The organism is Ralstonia sp. RL (genome assembly GCF_001683835.1).
Classification (GTDB): Bacteria; Pseudomonadota; Gammaproteobacteria; order Burkholderiales; family Burkholderiaceae; genus Ralstonia; species Ralstonia mannitolilytica.
This window is the reverse complement of sequence record NZ_LWRX01000227.1, coordinates 1-16,395: the sequence shown is the minus strand read 5'-3', so window position 1 is coordinate 16,395 and position 16,395 is coordinate 1. Positions and strand designations below refer to the sequence as shown.

The window sequence follows — 16,395 nt, the reverse complement described above, 5'->3', positions numbered from 1 at the left end:
ACCCGCCACCTGATGATTACAAATCAACTGCTCTACCAGATGAGCTAAGCCGGCAAAGAACGGCGATTCTACAGCAACCCGTGCTACTTGACGACTTTCAGCGCGGGCTTGCCGCCGATGCGGGGTACGTTGGGCGGCGGTTCGTCGTCCGGGCCGCCGTCCGCTTCTGCGGGGGCCGGCGGAAGAGCGGACTCAGCATCCACAGCAGCCAGCTTGGGCGGCGGATTGTTCTCGCGCTCGGTCGCAGCCTGCGTCACAGGATTGCTGCGCTCGACCGGGAAGGCCATGCCCTGCCCGTTCTCGCGCGCATAAACGGCCAGCACGTTCTCGACCGGCACCTCGATCTTGCGCGACACGCCCGAAAAGCGCGCGTGGAACGTGATCCACTCGTTCCCCATGTCGAGCTGGCTGGTCGCGTCGAAGCTGACGTTCAGCACGATCTCGTCATTCTTGACGAACTCGCGCGGCACGTTGGTGTTGTTGTCGACGAAGACCGCGATGTATGGCGTGAAGCCGTTGTCCGTGCACCATTCATAGATGGCGCGGATCAGATAGGGCTTGGTGGAAGTTTCCGGCATGATGAAATGGTGACCAACGCAGCTGCGGCCGCACACCCGCGCGGCCGGCAACCCCGGCGGCAATCAGCGGCGCATGACCTTTTCCGACGGCGTCAGCGCTTCAATATACGCCGGACGGCTGAAGATGCGCTCGGCGTATTTCATCAGCGGCGCGGCGTTCTTCGAGACTTCGATGCCGTAGTGGTCGAGGCGCCACAGCAGCGGCGCAATCGCCACGTCCAGCATCGAGAACTCTTCACCGAGCATGTACTTGTTCTTCAGGAAGATGGGCGCGAGTTGCGTCAGGCGGTCGCGGATGGCGGCACGGGCCTTCTCGTGGTTCTTTTCGGCGGCCTTGCCCTTTTCGTTCTCGAGCACGGAGACGTGCGTGAACAGTTCCTTCTCGAAGTTGAACAGGAACAGGCGGGCGCGGGCACGCTGCACCGGGTCGGCCGGCATCAACTGCGGGTGCGGGAAGCGCTCGTCGATGTACTCGTTGATGATGTTCGACTCGTACAGGATCAGGTCGCGCTCAACCAGGATAGGCACCTGGCCGTACGGGTTCATCACCGCGATGTCTTCCGGCTTGTTGAAGAGATCGACGTCGCGGATCTCGAAATCCATGCCCTTTTCAAACAGGACGAGGCGGCAACGCTGCGAGAACGGGCAGGTGGTGCCCGAGTACAAGACCATCATGGTTGTAGTTCCTTGGCGCATGGGCCGGGGGCGGCCCGATGACGGTACAACCGCGGCGACAAACAGCATCGCCACGGCACAAAAGCGAAAAGGCAAAGGGCTAGGACCAGTGTTTCACCGGCCTAGCCCTTGCCCGGAAAACAGCGATTTTACTTGATGTCCTTCCAATAGGCCGCATTCAGGCGCCAGGCGAGCACGAAGAACACGCCGATGAACAACAGCACCCACACACCGAGGCGCTTGCGCAGGTTACCGGCGGGCTCAGCCATCCAGTCCAGATACGTGACGAGATCGGCGACGGCCTGGTCATATTCGACGTTGCTCATCTTGCCGGGCGTGACCTGGTCGAAGCCGACCAGCTTGTGCTCCGGCTCGCCGCCGTGCTCGGACTTGACCGTCTCGTACTTCGGCACGCGCTGGCCTTGCAGCTCCCACAGCACATGCGGCATGCCGACCTTGTCGAAGACCAGGTTGTTCCAGCCGGTCGGCCGCGTGTCGTCGCGGTAGAACGTGCGCAGGTAGGTGTAGAGCCAGTCGCTGCCGCGTGCACGGGCGATCACCGACAGGTCGGGCGGAACGGCGCCGAACCACTTCTTGGCGTCGTCCCGGTCCATGGCAATGTGCATCGTGTCACCGATCTTGTCGGACGTGAACAGCAGGTTCTGCTTGATCTGCTCTTCCGTGAGGCCGAGGTCACGCAGGCGGTTGTAGCGCATGGCGCTGGCGCCGTGGCAGTTCAGGCAGTAGTTGACGAACAGCTTGGCGCCGCGCTGCAGCGCAGACGCATCGCTGGACTGGTTGGGCGCCGTATCGAGCGGCACGCCACCCTCATTGGCCATCACGGGCGCGGCAAACACGAGACCGGCCAAGGCGAAAATCGCAAGCAGCTTTTTCATTCTTGTGTCCTTCATGGGTCCTTGTGCGCGGGCTCGAATCAGTGCGGCGTGAACGTGACGCGCTCAGGCACTGGCTTGAACGTCCCGATCCGGCTCCAGATCGGCATCGCGAGGAAGAATGCGAAGTACACAATGGTGCCGATCTGCGAGACGATCGAACCGATCGGGCTCGGCGGCTGGATACCCAGGTAGCCCAGCACCGCAAAGGCGATCACGAAGACGATCAGCAGCGTCTTGTGGAAGGCCGGGCGATAACGGATCGACTTGACCGGCGACTGGTCCAGCCACGGTAGGAAGAAGAAGATCACCACCGAGCCGCCCATCACGACCACGCCCCAGAATTTCGCGTCGATGAACGCGAAGCCCAGCGCCAGAATCACGGCCACAGCCACCGCTACGCCCTTGACCTTCATGCTCTTGGAGCGCACGAACAGCAGCCCCAGCATGATCGCGATGAACGCCCACAGCCACGGCAGGAAGTCCGACGTGGTCGCGCGCAGCATCGAGTAGAACGGCGTGAAGTACCAGACCGGCGCGATGTGCGGCGGCGTCTTCAGCGAGTCTGCCGGGATGAAGTTGTTGGCTTCCAGGAAGTAGCCACCCATTTCCGGCGCGAAGAACACGATCGCGCTGAAGATGAACAGGAACACCGCAACGCCGACGATGTCGTGCACCGAGTAATACGGGTGGAACGGAATGCCATCGAGCGGGATGCCACGCTCGTCCTTCTTGGCCTTGATCTCGACGCCGTCCGGGTTGTTCGAGCCCACTTCGTGCAGCGCGATGATGTGCGCCACCACCAGGCCCAGCAGCACCAGGGGCACCGCGATGACGTGGAACGAGAAGAATCGATTCAGCGTCGCGTCCGACACCACGTAGTCACCACGGATCCACAGCGACAGGTCCGGGCCGATCAGCGGAATGGCAGAGAACAGGTTCACGATGACCTGCGCGCCCCAGTACGACATCTGGCCCCACGGCAGCAGATAGCCCATGAAGGCTTCGGCCATCAGGCACAGGAAGATCAGGCAGCCGAAGATCCAGACCAGCTCGCGCGGCTTGCGGTACGAGCCGTACAGCATGCCGCGGAACATGTGCAGATACACAACGATGAAGAACGCCGAAGCGCCGGTCGAGTGCATGTAGCGCACCAGCCAGCCCCACGGCACCTCGCGCATGATGAACTCGACGCTCGCATAGGCGACGGGAATGCCGGCAGCGTTGAGCGTGCCGTCCGGCTTGTAGTTCATCACCAGGAAGATGCCCGTGACGATCTGGATCACCAGCACCAGCAGCGCCAGTGAACCAAAGAAATACCAGAAGTTGAAATTCTTCGGCGCGTAGTACTCCGACAGATGCGCCTTCCATGTCTCGGTCAGCGGGAAGCGAGCGTCGATCCAGCCCAGCAGCCCGGTTGTCTCCACCTTCTTCTCGGCCATGATCAAGCCTCCCCTTTCTCGTCTTTGCCGATCACCAGCTTCGTGTCGGACAGGAACATGTACGGCGGCACGTCGAGGTTCTGCGGTGCGGGCTTGTTCTTGAACACGCGGCCAGCAAGATCGAACGTCGAGCCGTGACACGGGCAGACGAAGCCCGGATCGGCGCCAAGCTGCGGATTGGAGCTGGCCGGAAACGGGCCAGAGGGCGAGCAACCCAGATGGGAGCAGATGCCGACCACGACCAGCAGGTCCTTATGTTCGGCACGCGAGCGCGTTTCATTCTTGCAGTAGTCCGGTGTCTTCATGGTGAAAGGCACGTCGGACTTCGGGTCGGCGACTTCGGAGTCGGTCTTCTTGAGCGATTCCAGCATCTCGGGCGTGCGCTTGAGCAGCCAGACCGGTTTGCCGCGCCATTCCACCACCTTCATCTGGCCAGGAGCCAGGTCGCTTACATCGGCCTCTACGGGCGCGCCCGCTGCGCGGGCTTTTTCAGATGGTGCGAATGTGCAAACGAAAGGGGCCGCAACCGCTACCCCTCCCACACCACCAGCCACGGACGTCGCAATCAAAAGATTGCGGCGACCCTTGTCCACGTTTTGCTGGTCACTCATTCAAGACCCCAGGGTGAGAAATCAAGATGGATTCGCGTCAACCGAAAATTATACCCGAGCGTACGTCGCCGACGATAGCGGTCGCGGGGGGCGGCGGTTGCAGATATAGTGAATGCGCCGATGGCCCGCCAACCCAGCACTGACAAGGCTTCGGCACGCGGATTGCAACCCCGTTTTCAACAATTCAGGTCAACCGATCCGCAGCTTGACCGTTTGTCTCGAATCAAACAATCCGGAGAAAACCGATGGCACTGATGCAAGATTTCAAAAAATTCGCCATGCGCGGCAACGTGATCGACCTGGCGGTTGGCGTCATCATTGGCGCCGCGTTCGGCAAGATTGTCGATTCGCTGGTCAATGACCTGATCATGCCGTTGGTGGGCCGCATCGTCGGCAAGCTGGATTTCTCGAACCTGTTCATTGCGCTTGCCGACGCGCCCGCAGGCGTGCCCCACACGCTGGCCGACCTCAAGAAGGCCGGCGTGCCGGTGTTTGCCTACGGCAACTTCATTACCGTGGCGGTCAACTTCCTGATTCTCGCCTTCATCGTGTTCCTGATGGTACGTGCCATCACGCGCGTGATCGACGCCAACCCGCCGGCCGCCCCGGCCGAAACGCCCGAAGACATCGTGCTGCTGCGCGAGATTCGCGACAGCCTCAAGAACAAGCCGTGAACAGGCGTTGCGATATCACACCGGATTCGGGATGTCGATGAAGGTGTGGCGTACGCCAAAACGCCCGGCGAGGTGGTTGCCAAGCGCCCGCACGCCGCCGCGCTCGGTGGCGTGATGGCCGGCCCCGATATAGGCCACGCCCGATTCACGCGCCAGATGCGTCGTCTGCTCAGACGCCTCTCCACTCAGATAGACGTCCACGCCGGCCGCCACGGCCGCATCGAACCAGCCTTGCGCGCCCCCGGTGCACCAGCCGACCGTGCGCACGGGGCGGTCCAGATCGCCAATCACCAGCGGCGCACGCTCCAGCCGCGCCGAAATCGTCTCTGCAAACGCGGCCAGCGTGGTCGGCTGCGGCAGCTCGCCAATCCAGCCGAGCTCGTCATCGCCGAACCGGCCTTTGGGCTCGATGCCGAGCAGCGCGCCGAGCTGCGCGTTGTTGCCGAGCTCGGGATGCGCGTCGAGCGGCAAATGGTAGGCAAAGAGGTTCACGCCGTGCGCAAGGAGCGCCTTGAGACGCGCGTGCTTTTGGCCGACGATCCGGGCGTCTTCGCCCTTCCAGAAATAGCCGTGATGCACGAGGATGGCATCGGCGTGCGCGTCGATGGCGGCTTCCACCAAGGCCAGGCTGGCCGTCACCCCGGTCACGATGTGCATCACGGTTTCGCGCCCTTGCACCTGCAGACCATTGGGGCAATAGTCCCGAAAACGGGCCGCCTGCAACAGGTCGTTCAAGTACAATTCAAGTTCTTTTCGATCCATTTCGACTCAATTTCGCCCTATGTTGCGCCGCTTTTGGCTGTTTTTTGCGCAAGCCGTCACGGTCGTCCTGGCCATCTGGTTTGTGATCGCCACGCTCAAGCCCGAATGGCTGCAGCGCGGCAGGGTGGCGGTGCAATCCGGCTCGCCCATCGTCGCGCTCAAGGAAGTTGCGCCGATCGGCCATGGCGGCACCTCGAGCAACTCCTACGCGGAGGCCGCCAAGGTGGCGATGCCTGCGGTGGTCAACATCTTCAGCAGCAAGAATGCGCCCAAGCGCAGTAACCCGCAGGCCAGCGCGGATCCGTGGTTCCGCTTCTTCTTCGGGGACCGTGTGCCGGAGCAGCGCCAGGAACCCACGGCCAGCCTCGGCTCCGGCGTGATCGTCAGCTCGGAAGGCTACATTCTAACGAACCACCACGTCGTGGACGGCGCCGACGAGATCGAAGTCGCCCTTACCGATGGCCGCAAGAGCAACGCCAAGGTGGTGGGCTCTGACCCGGAAACGGATCTGGCCGTCCTCAAGATCAACCTGCCCGACCTGCCCGCCATCACGCTCGGCCGACTCGAGAACGTGCGCGTGGGCGACGTGGTACTCGCCATCGGCAACCCGTTCGGCGTGGGCCAGACGGTGACGATGGGGATCGTCTCGGCGCTGGGCCGCAGCCACCTCGGCATCAACACGTTCGAGAACTTCATCCAGACCGATGCGGCCATCAACCCCGGCAACTCTGGCGGCGCGCTGGTGGACGCGGAAGGCAACCTCGTCGGCATCAATACGGCGATCTACTCGCGTTCGGGCGGCTCGCTGGGCATTGGCTTTGCGATTCCGGTGTCGCTCGCCAAGCAAGTGATGGAGTCGATCATTTCGACCGGCAGCGTGGTGCGCGGCTGGATTGGCGTCGAGCCGCAGGATGTGACGCCGGAGATTGCCGAATCGTTCGGCCTGTCGCGCAAGGATGGCGCGCTGATCGCCGCGGTGGTCCAGGGTGGGCCAGCAGATCGGGCCGGGCTGCGTCCGGGTGACATTCTCACCAGCGTCAATGGTGAGTCGATCCTCGATACGACGGCGCTGCTCAACAGCATTGCGCAGCTCAAGCCCGGAGCCGAGGCCAAAGTGACGGTGTCGCGCAAAGGCAGACCCGTGGAGCTGACGATCATCGTCGGCAAGCGTCCGCCGCCGGCACGGCGCAACGTGCCGATGCCCACGCCGGACGACGAACAATAAGCGTTGCAGCCTCAACAGCAGACGGCGGCCGGTGTGCCGCCGTTTTTTGTTGGCGGCCCGCAGCGGAAGCGCAGCACGGAGATGTCGTTGCTGCGGCGCTTTCTTGCCACCCCGCTTCGAGCAAGCAGCGCCCACCATCTCTCCGCCGCTTTGCTGCGCCGCGGCCGGCACCATTCAGGCGGTGCAGTCAGAGTGCCCGCTGAACTCGCAACGAAAAAAGGCACGACGCGGCGAGCTCCGCCCAATCAGGGCGACTCCACACCGCGACTCTATCGGCCCAACCCGGCCCAGAAAGCGCGTTCCTGATCGAGGGCTGAGCAGATACCACTCCCCCATCGCCCAACATTGAGGCCTTACCGGCGAGAAGCATGACTCGTTTCATGCCCAACACATTTGCTCGAGCAAAGCACCAAGAAAAACGCCGACCCCTTTCGGGGTCGGCGTTTAACCGTTTAATTCGATGCGCCCTGACGAGCGCGTCAAATTAGAACTTGTGGCGGATACCAACGGTAGCGCCGAACTGGTTGGCGTTGCCAGCAGCCGGGCTCGAGTACACGTTCTGGTTGCTGAAGTTGGTGCTACCCAGCGTCGTACCAGCGTACGAGTCGGTCGTGTTCAGGTTGAGCACGCCCAGGCCCGAGCCGCTGCTGTTCTTAGCATAAGCCAGGTTGAAGTACGCGTCGGTGCGCTTCGACAGGGCGTAGTCGGTGCCGACCACAAACAGCCACGGATTGCCCGCGTTGCTGTTCTTGAACTGTTGGTAGTAAGCCGTACCCGTCAGCGACAGAGCCGGAGTAGCTTGGTAACCCAGGCCAGCCCAGTACAGGTTCGAACGCAGGTTGCCATTGCCAGCAACAGTTGCGAAGTTAGCCTTGTACCAACGGTAGCCAGCGTAGAGCTTAGCCGGGCCGAAGGCGTACGTGCCAGCGATCGTGGCGCGTTGTTCCTTGTTGTCAACTGCAGCACCGGTCAAAGCAGTCGTTTGGTTCGACTGATCATACACCGCACCAACTGCGAACGGGCCACCAGCGTAGTTGGCACCCAAGCTCCACTCACGACCCAGCTTGCTCAGGCCAGGTTGCTCATTACCATCACGGTTGAACGAGTACAGAGCCGAGACGCTCAGGCCACCGAACGTGCCGATGTACTTAACAGCGTTGTCTGCACGCTGAGCGAAGTAAGCGTCTTGACCAGCCAGCGAGTAACGCGAAGCGATTGCCATCGGGTCATAGATCAGCGAGAAGTCGTACAGCAGGTTTTGCTGACGACCCAGGGTCAATTGACCCCACTGACCTTGCAGACCGACGTAAGCGTTACGGCCGAACAGACGGCTGTTTTGGCCCGACTTGCCGTCGTCGATGCTGAAGCCGCTTTCCAGGTTGAAGATACCCTTCAGGCCACCGCCCAGGTCTTCAACACCACGCAGTCCCCAACGCGAGCCCGACAGGCCACCCGAATCCAGGCCGAAACGCGAGCTACCGCCACCGTTGCCGTTCGGCACCTTGTTTGCGTACGTCAGACCAGCGTCGACCACGCCGTACAGGGTCACGGAGGATTGTGCATAGGCGCCACCGGCGGCCAGAGCTGCAACAGCAGCTGCAAACAGTTTCATCTTCATATCGACACTTTCCTTGTCAACTGATTGGGAAATCTTGACTGTCCTTATGGACGACGCAGAAACCTCACGTCTGACCGCATTATGGGCCAGCGATGACGGATTCTGGAAACCCTTTCTGGCTCTGGGACGCGATTTGCGGCCAAGTTGTTGCTCATGGGCAACACGCGGGCAGCCCATCGAAAAGGGGGGCAACGGGCCGTTTTCTCCCGCCGGGACGGGGGTTGGCGGACGAATCTCGGGTGGGTGGGCGCAACGAATTTGTCCTTCCGTGACAGTTTTGGATTGTCGCCTTCTCGCCACGCACCCTCCGGAAAGTGGCGCTCAAATCTCTTCTATTTGCCCAGGGCGGCGTGCCATCGCTTAAGGAAATCGGCACGGCGGAGCTGATCTTGATGGGCGAGCAAACCGGGCCCGACGGAAATCGGCCGGTGCGTGTTGCCGAGTTCGGCGAGGAGACGCTTGGCGGTCAGCCCCGTCTCCACGTCCTGACGCAGCGAGAAGAGGAACGCACGGTCGGCCATGACGCTCTGGCCGTCGCGGGAGAGCATGAAATCGAGCCACAGCCGCGCGGCATTGGGCCGGGCCGCCCGGCGCGCGATAAAGGCGACGCGCGTGGCGACGAGCGTGTAGTCGGTCGGCATCTTGATGGCGAGCGCCGGGTTGCGGTCGGCATAGCGGGCGGCGTACGACCCGATCACGTTGTAGGCAAGCAGGCTTTCGCCGGAAGCCACGCGCTCGAGCATGGCGGCCGTGGTGATGTACAGGTTCACGTTGACGCCACCCAGCGCCTTGGCCACATCCCAGAACACCGGCGTGGTGCGGGCATCTTCCGCGGCAAAAAGGAAGGCGGAGCCCGAGTGCTCGATGTCGTACGACGCGACGCGGCCGCGCAGCAGATCGTGATGGCTGTTCAAGATGCGTGCGAAGTCAGCATGCGTCGACGGAATCAGGTCGGCCGGCAACTGGCGCGCGTTGTAGACGAAGACCACCGGCTCGTAGCTCGTGCCGTAGGCCTCGTTCTTCCAGATGGCCCATGAGGGCAGATACGGCCGCTCGGGCGACGCATATGGCAGCGCGTGGCCGTCGTTGACCAGCTTGAACTGCTCCGGCATGGCCGAGCTCCAGACGACGTCGGCGCCAGGCGATCTGGTGGAAAACTCCGCGAGGAAGCGGCGGTAGATGTCGTCGCTGTTCTGCTCGCGATAATCGACCGTGATACCCGGGTAGCGTGCCTCGAAGGCGCGGATGAGCGGATAGGCCGCGGAGAAATCCGTGGTCGAGTACACCGTGACGCGGCCCTCACGGCGCGCGGCATCGATCATCCTGCCGTAATCGTGCGGGTAGTACGACGGCAACTCGGGGGCAGGACGGGCCAGCCACTGCGCGCCCGCCTCGCGGGGAGCGGCGCTGCCCGCGGTCAGCAGCGCGGCGGCCTGACACAACCAGCGGCGGCGAGAATTCGGGATGGACGACATTCAGATAGACCGCATCGGTTGGACAGGTGATCGGGATGCGGGCGCCACGCATTATCATGAAAAAGCACACAGAACGATATTGAGAGACACCCGATGCGGATCTTGCTGGTGGAGGATGAGGACGAACTGGCTGCGTGGCTTGCCCGCGCGCTGGCGCAAAGCGGCTTCGTGGTCGAGCGTGCCGCCGACGGCGTCGTGGCTGAAGCGTTCCTCGGCTCGGGCGAGTTCGATGCGGTCGTGCTTGACCTGCGGCTGCCGCGCAAGGACGGCTTTGCCGTGCTGGCCGACATGCGCGCGCGCGATGACCGCACGCCGGTGCTGATCCTCACCGCCCAGGGGGCGCTGGATGAGCGCGTGCGCGGCCTGAACGCCGGGGCCGACGATTTCCTCACCAAACCGTTCGCGCTGTCCGAACTCGAAGCGCGGCTGATGGCGCTGATCCGCCGCAGCCGCGGCCGGGCGTTTCCGCGTCTGCGCTGCGGGCCGCTGGAGTTCGACACCGGGCGCAAGGCCTTTCTGCTGTCGGGCGAGCCACTCTCGCTCACGCCACGCGAACATGCGGCGCTGTCGGCCCTGCTGCACAAGACCGGCCAGCCCATCAGCAAGGTGCATCTGTTCGACAAGGTGTTCAATCTGGACAGCGATTCGAGCCCCGACGCGGTGGAAGTCGTTGTCCACCGCCTGCGCAAGAAGCTGGCTGGCACGGGCGTGCAGATCGTCACCGTGCGCGGCCTGGGTTACCTGCTCGAAGCCGGCGCGGATGACCCGGGCGCTGCGGGTAACAGCCCGGCATGATGCGGACGCGCTCCTGGCTGCGGCTGCCGCGCAGCCTGAAGCTCACGCTGCTCTGGCTGCTGCTTCCGGGGCTGGTGGGCGTGTTGGCCATCGACATTGTGTCTGCGTACCAGGCGCTGCGCGGCGCCACCGACCGCGCCTATGACCGCGCCCTGCTCGGCTCGGTGCGCGCGATCGAGAACGGCGTGACGATCGAGCGCGGGCAGGTGCAGGTCAACGTGCCCTATGTGGCGTTGTCGATGTTCGAATCGACGGCGCAGAGCAACGTCTATTACCGCGTCGCATTCGAGAGCCTGCCAGGCAAGCCCCCGGAGGCCGCCCTGACCGGCTACGAGGACCTGCCCCTGCCCAAATCCGGGCTGGAGAACGACACCCCGCTCTTCTACGACGCCACGTATCACGGCGAGCCGGTGCGCGTGGCCGCGGTCGCCAAGCCGCTGTACCAACCGGGGCTGCCGGCGCGCATCGTGATCCAGGTGGCCGAAACCATTGAAACGCGACGCGCGCTGCAGCAGGCAGTCTGGCGCGGTACGCTGCTGCGCGATGCCGCGCTCGTGGCCGTGAGCGCGGCACTGCTGTGGCTCGGCGTGACCGTGGCGCTGCGGCCGCTCAATCGGCTTGCACGCAGCATCGCCGTGCGCGCGTCCGACGACCTGCGCCCGCTCGACACCACCGACGTGCCGGCCGAAGTGCGCCCGCTGGTGAATGCCATCAACCACCACATCCACCGCTACGCAGAACTTGCCGAGGCGCAGAGCCAGTTTCTCGCCGATGCGTCGCATCAATTGCGCACGCCGCTGGCGGTGCTGCTCACGCAAGCCGAGTACGCGCTGCGCGAAACGGACCCGACGCGCGTGCGCGAAAGCCTGTCCGCCATCATCGCCCGGCTGCAGTCGACGAACCGGCTGACCACGCAGTTGCTGGCGCTCGCACGCGCACGCCATGCGGGGCAGGACGCGCCGGCCGAGACTTTCGATCTCGGCGAGCTGGCACGCGACGTCGTCGTCGATGCACTTCCGCTCGCGCGTGAAAAACAGCAGGACCTCGGCTGGGACGAGGGCGGCGCGGCGGTGCCGCTGCCCGTGATCGGCTATCCGGCTTTCCTGCGCGAGGCGCTCTCGAACCTCGTGCACAACGCGCTGCGCTATACGCCGGCCGGCGGGCGCATCACCGTGCGGGCGATGGCCGATGGCGACCACGCGCTCGTCTGCGTGGACGATACCGGCCCCGGCATGACCCCCGATGAACGTGCGCATGCGTTCCAGCGCTTCCGGCGCGCGCATGAAGGCGGACATCGCGCCGGGCAGCCGAAGGACACCCGCTACGCCGCGGAAGGCTCCGGCCTGGGTCTGGCGATCGCGCGCGCGTATGCCGCTCGCAGCGGGGGTCACATCGAGCTGGCCGACGGCGAGCCGAACCGGCACGGCGGCGTCGGCCTGTCTGCGCGGATTCGCGTGCCGCTGGCGGCGTCGGCCGCACCTTCGGAGCATGCTGCAACGCAGCAGCCGCAATGAAAGCGTGGCGAAAGCGCGCGACTTCTATACTCCGCCGCACCTGGGGCCATCCGTCTGAGCTACGCGCAGCAAGCCATAAGTAGCCGGCCCCACACCATCACAAGCAAACAGGAGACAAACCCATGCTTCGTGGCCCGTTCGTGCCCACGCACGCCGCTCTCGCTTCGATTGCCGCTGCCGCACTGACTCTCAGCACCGCTGCCTTCGCGCAAGTCCCGGCCGGCTACCCGGCCAGCTACGCTGACACCATCGCCGCCGCCAAGAAGGAAGGCAAGGTCGTGGTCTACGCGACGACGGACACCAAGGCTGCCGACCCGCTGATCAAGGATTTCGAGTCGCTCTACCCCGGCGTGAAGGTCGAGTACAACGACATGAACAGCAGCGAGCTGTACAACCGCTTCATCAGCGAGCAAGCCGCCGGCGGCGCCTCGGCCGACATGATGTGGAACTCGTCGATGGACTCGCAGCTCAAGCTCGCGCAGACGTACGCCCTGAAGTACGACTCGCCCGAAGTCCCGAACCTGCCGAAGTGGTCCGTCTACAAGGGCCTGGCCTACGGCACGACGTATGAGCCGGCCGTGTTCCTGTACAACAAGCGCCTGGTGAAGGACAACGAGGTGCCGCAGACGCACGCCGACTTCGCCAAGCTCATCGCCAGCCAGCCCGAACGCTTCAAGAACAAGGTCACGACGTACGACATCGAGAAGTCCGCCGTGGGCTTCATGATGGCCGCCCAGGACAACGTCGACTCGCCGCAGTACTTTGATTTCGTCAAGGCGGTCGGGCCGAACCTGGTGCTGCAGTCCTCCACGGGCACGATGATGGAGCGCGTGGCCTCGGGCGAAACCCTGGTGGCGTACAACATCCTCGGTTCGTACGCGATTGCGCGCGCCAAGAAGGATCCGTCGATCGGCATCGTCTATCCGAAGGACTACACGCTCGTGGTGTCGCGCGTGGCGATGATCGCCAAGAAGGCCAGGAACCCGAACGCGGCCAAGCTGTGGCTCGATTACATCCTGTCCAAGCGCGGCCAGGAAATCCTCGCCAACAAGTCGGATCTGCACTCGCTGCGCGAAGACGTGACGGGCGAAGCCACCGCCGCCGGCCTGAAGAAGATTCTGGGCAACACGATCAAGCCGATCCCGGTGGACGAATCGATCCTGGCGTTCCTGGAGCCGAAGAAGCGTCTGGAGTTCATCAAGCAATGGCGCACCGCCGCCGGCCGCTGATCTGCTGAACTGCTGATCGCGACACCCTTTCTCTGACCGACCTTCCGGCGCCATCCGTTTCTGGCGCCGGCCCCTCCTGGAGGCACCATGCGTTCTCTAGCGCAAGACCGTGCCGCCGTCGCCGAAGTCTCCCTCAAGCGCTCGCCCTGGACGCGTGTGGGACAGGCTTTGCCGCGCGGCGTGGTCATTCTGCTTACCGCGCTGGCGATTTTCACGCCGCTGGCGCTGATCTTCTACCAGAGCTTTCTGTCCGCGCCGTTCTTCATGCCCGACGCGCTGGCGGGGCTCGATGCGTATCAGTTCATCTTTACCGATTCGGATTTCTGGCACGCCTTCGAGAAATCTGCTGCGCTAGCGTTCGGCCTGGCGGTGATCTCAGTGCCGCTGGGCGGCATCCTGGCATTCCTGATGGTGCGTTCGGACCTGCCCGGCCGCCGCATCCTCGAACCGCTGCTGATGATTCCGGTGTTCGTCTCGCCGATGGTGCTGGCGTTCGGCTACGTGGTGTCGGCCGGCCCCGTGGGCTTCTACACGGTGTGGTTCAAGAGCCTGTTTGGCGGTGCGCCGTGGAACGTGTATTCGTTCACGAGCATCATCATCATTGCCGGCCTGACGCACGTGCCTCACGTGTATCTGTACGTCTCGTCGGCGCTGCGCAGTCTCGGTTCGGACGTGGAAGAAGCCGCCCGTATCGCGGGGGCATCGCCGCTGTCGGTGGCGCTGAACGTGAGCCTGCCGATGGTGCGCCCCGCCCTGCTGTACGCCGCCGTGCTGGTGACGTTCCTGGGCTTCGAGGTGTTCGGCCTGGTGCTCGTGCTGGGCGATCCGGAAGGTCACCTTGTGCTGGCAACGTATCTGTACAAGCTGACCAACAAGCTCGGCACCCCAGCGTATCACCTGATGGCCGCCGTCGCGGTCTGCCTGGTGATGGTGACGTTCCCGCTGGTGCTGCTGCAACGCTACATGCTGAAGTCGGCCAACCGCTTCGTCACCGTCAAGGGCAAGGTCACGCGCAGCCGTCCGCTACCGCTGGGCAGCTGGCGCTGGCCGGCGTGGGCGGTGGTGGTGCTGTGGTTCTTCGTGACGGTGGTGGTGCCGCTGTCGGGCATCGCGCTGCGTGCGTTCGTGTCGAACTGGGGTGAAGGCGTGTCGCTGGTGCAGGCGTTCTCCACCACGGCATTCCAGCAGATCTTCGAGCAGCCGCAGTTCGTGCGCGCGATGGTCAATACGGTGCTCATTGGCGTGATCGGCGGCGCGATTGCCGTGGCGTGCTACACGTGCATCGGCCTGGCCATGCACCGCAAGCCGGATGGCTGGACGCGCTTTCTCGACTACAGCGTGCTGGTGCCGCGCGCCATTCCGGGGCTGCTGGCAGGCCTGGCGTTCCTGTGGGTCTTCCTGTTCGTGCCGAACTGGGTCGAAACCGCCCTCACCGATAGCAGCGTGCCGTTCGCCAACTGGATCATCGAGCACATCGTGCCGAGCCTGCGCGACCTGCGCAGCACGATCTTCAGCGTGTGGATCGCCTATACGGTGGTGTGGCTCGCGTATGGCCTGCGCCTGATCTCGGCTGCGCTGCTGCAAGTCGGACCGGAGCTGGAGGAAGCCGCGCGCTCGGTCGGCGCCAGCCGCGCCCGCACCACGCGCGACGTGACCGTGCCGCTCACGCGCTACGGCCTGCTCGGCGCCTGGCTGCTGATCTTCCTGATTTTCGAGCGCGAGTACTCGACCGGTGTGTATCTGCTGTCGCCGGGCACCGAGACGATCGGCTCGATGCTGGTTTCCCTGTGGGCGGGCGGCGCCATCGATATCGTCGCCGCGCTGTCCTTCGTCAATATCGTGCTGGTGGCCGTGGGCCTCGGCATCGCACTGCGTTTCGGAGTGAAGCTCCATGATTGAACTCACTGTCAACGACCTGCACCTGCAATACGGCAACAACCCGGTTCTCAAGGGTGTCTCGATGCAGCTGCAGAAGGGCGAGGTCGTCTCGCTGCTGGGCCCGTCCGGTTCGGGCAAGACCACGCTGCTGCGCGCTGTGGCTGGCCTCGAACAAGCCAGCCAGGGCACCGTCAAGATCGGCGACCGCGTCATGTTCGACGGCGCCAAGAAGCTCGACGTGCCGGCCGAAGGGCGCAACCTGGGCCTGGTCTTCCAGTCCTACGCGCTGTGGCCGCACAAGACCGTGGCCGAGAACGTCGCCTATCCGCTCAAGCTGCGCAAGACGCCGTCTGCGCAGATCAAGGAACGCGTGCAGGCCGTGCTGCAGCAACTGGGCCTCGGCCATCTCGGCGAGCGTTTCCCGAGCCAGCTGTCCGGCGGCCAGCAGCAGCGTGTGGCCATCGCCCGCGCGCTCGTCTACAACCCGCCTGTGATCCTGCTCGACGAGCCGCTCTCGAACCTCGACGCCAAGCTGCGCGAAGAAGCACGTGCCTTCCTGCGCGAGCTGATCGTGCGTCTGGGCCTGTCGGCGCTGATGGTCACGCACGACCAGAGCGAGGCGATGGCCATGTCCGATCGCATCCTGCTGCTGAACAACGGCGTGATCGAGCAGCAAGGCACGCCCGAAGAAATGTACGGCGCGCCGCAGACGCTGTTCACCGCCGAGTTCATGGGCAGCAACAACCGCATCAACGGCAAGATCGCCGAGGTGCGCGACGGCATGGCCCGGCTGGTAGACGAGACCGGCGGCTGGTCGCTGTGGGGTGTCGCGCGCGGCGACTTGAAGCCCGGTGCGCCCGCCCATGGCGTGATCCGCCTGGAGCAGGTGCGCGTCGGGCAGGACAACGCCGACAACACCATCCGCCTGCCGCTGGCGACGCGCATGTATCTCGGCGATCGGTGGGAGTGCCTGTTCCGCGCCACGGGGGACGCCGGTACCGGTCTGCGCGCCTACGCCAACAGCGC

At 64.1% G+C, this 16,395-nt stretch carries 15 protein-coding genes; 7 read left to right on the top strand and 8 right to left on the bottom strand.

Features of this window, described 5'->3' with window-relative positions:
- Window positions 1-83: 83 nt before the first annotated feature.
- The 5 genes from A6M56_RS20940 to petA form a co-directional block, all read right to left on the bottom strand.
- Window positions 84-578: a ClpXP protease specificity-enhancing factor gene (locus tag A6M56_RS20940; RefSeq protein WP_045787674.1), complete on the bottom strand. Its 495-nt coding sequence runs from the start codon at window positions 576-578 to the stop codon at window positions 84-86.
- Between the two features lie 63 nt (window positions 579-641).
- Window positions 642-1,253, bottom strand: a complete 612-nt coding sequence (locus tag A6M56_RS20935) for a glutathione S-transferase N-terminal domain-containing protein (protein WP_004634649.1) — start codon at window positions 1,251-1,253, stop codon at window positions 642-644.
- 149 nt (window positions 1,254-1,402) lie between these two features.
- Window positions 1,403-2,149: a cytochrome c1 gene (locus A6M56_RS20930; RefSeq protein WP_045784976.1), complete on the bottom strand. Its 747-nt coding sequence runs from the start codon at window positions 2,147-2,149 to the stop codon at window positions 1,403-1,405.
- A 38-nt stretch (window positions 2,150-2,187) separates the two neighbouring features.
- Window positions 2,188-3,591, bottom strand: coding sequence for a cytochrome b (locus tag A6M56_RS20925; RefSeq protein WP_102080289.1), 1,404 nt, complete (start codon window positions 3,589-3,591; stop codon window positions 2,188-2,190).
- Window positions 3,591-4,199, bottom strand: coding sequence for a ubiquinol-cytochrome c reductase iron-sulfur subunit (petA, locus tag A6M56_RS20920; RefSeq protein ID WP_045784977.1), 609 nt, complete (start codon window positions 4,197-4,199; stop codon window positions 3,591-3,593). Before petA ends, A6M56_RS20925 begins: the two co-directional genes overlap by 1 nt.
- Before the next feature lie 245 nt (window positions 4,200-4,444).
- Between petA and mscL the strand changes: the two genes are divergently transcribed.
- On the top strand, window positions 4,445-4,873 hold the full coding sequence (mscL, locus tag A6M56_RS20915) for a large conductance mechanosensitive channel protein MscL (protein ID WP_045784978.1): 429 nt from the start codon (window positions 4,445-4,447) through the stop codon (window positions 4,871-4,873).
- Window positions 4,874-4,888: 15 nt separating this feature from the next.
- On the opposite strand, the gene A6M56_RS20910 is transcribed toward mscL, so the two are convergent.
- Entirely contained in the window at window positions 4,889-5,635 is a 747-nt protein-coding gene (locus A6M56_RS20910; RefSeq protein WP_045784979.1) for a Nif3-like dinuclear metal center hexameric protein, read from the bottom strand.
- 19 nt (window positions 5,636-5,654) lie between these two features.
- On the opposite strand from A6M56_RS20910, the gene A6M56_RS20905 reads away from it, so the two are divergent.
- Window positions 5,655-6,860 carry a Do family serine endopeptidase gene (locus tag A6M56_RS20905; protein ID WP_102080150.1) on the top strand — a complete coding sequence of 402 codons (1,206 nt, stop codon included), beginning with the start codon at window positions 5,655-5,657 and terminating at the stop codon, window positions 6,858-6,860.
- 484 nt (window positions 6,861-7,344) lie between these two features.
- Here A6M56_RS20905 and A6M56_RS20900 read toward each other — a convergent pair whose 3' ends face one another.
- A complete protein-coding gene (locus tag A6M56_RS20900; protein WP_102080151.1) occupies window positions 7,345-8,478 on the bottom strand; it encodes a porin in 1,134 nt (377 codons plus the stop codon).
- Window positions 8,479-8,810: 332 nt separating this feature from the next.
- A complete protein-coding gene (locus A6M56_RS20895) occupies window positions 8,811-9,953 on the bottom strand; it encodes an ABC transporter substrate-binding protein (RefSeq protein WP_045784982.1) in 1,143 nt (380 codons plus the stop codon).
- Window positions 9,954-10,046: 93 nt separating this feature from the next.
- On the opposite strand from A6M56_RS20895, the gene A6M56_RS20890 reads away from it, so the two are divergent.
- The 5 genes from A6M56_RS20890 to A6M56_RS20870 form a co-directional block, all read left to right on the top strand.
- Window positions 10,047-10,748 (top strand): response regulator, encoded by a 702-nt coding sequence (locus tag A6M56_RS20890; protein WP_045784983.1) that lies wholly within the window; start codon window positions 10,047-10,049, stop codon window positions 10,746-10,748.
- Entirely contained in the window at window positions 10,745-12,262 is a 1,518-nt protein-coding gene (locus A6M56_RS20885) for a sensor histidine kinase (protein ID WP_102080152.1), read from the top strand. Before A6M56_RS20890 ends, A6M56_RS20885 begins: the two co-directional genes overlap by 4 nt.
- Window positions 12,263-12,384: 122 nt before the next feature.
- Entirely contained in the window at window positions 12,385-13,491 is a 1,107-nt protein-coding gene (locus A6M56_RS20880) for an ABC transporter substrate-binding protein (RefSeq protein WP_102080153.1), read from the top strand.
- An 87-nt stretch (window positions 13,492-13,578) separates the two neighbouring features.
- Entirely contained in the window at window positions 13,579-15,390 is a 1,812-nt protein-coding gene (locus A6M56_RS20875; protein ID WP_102080154.1) for an ABC transporter permease, read from the top strand.
- Window positions 15,383-16,395: ABC transporter ATP-binding protein (locus A6M56_RS20870; RefSeq protein WP_286758378.1), on the top strand; the 1,013-nt coding region annotated here is incomplete at its 3' end. The genes A6M56_RS20875 and A6M56_RS20870, both read left to right, overlap by 8 nt.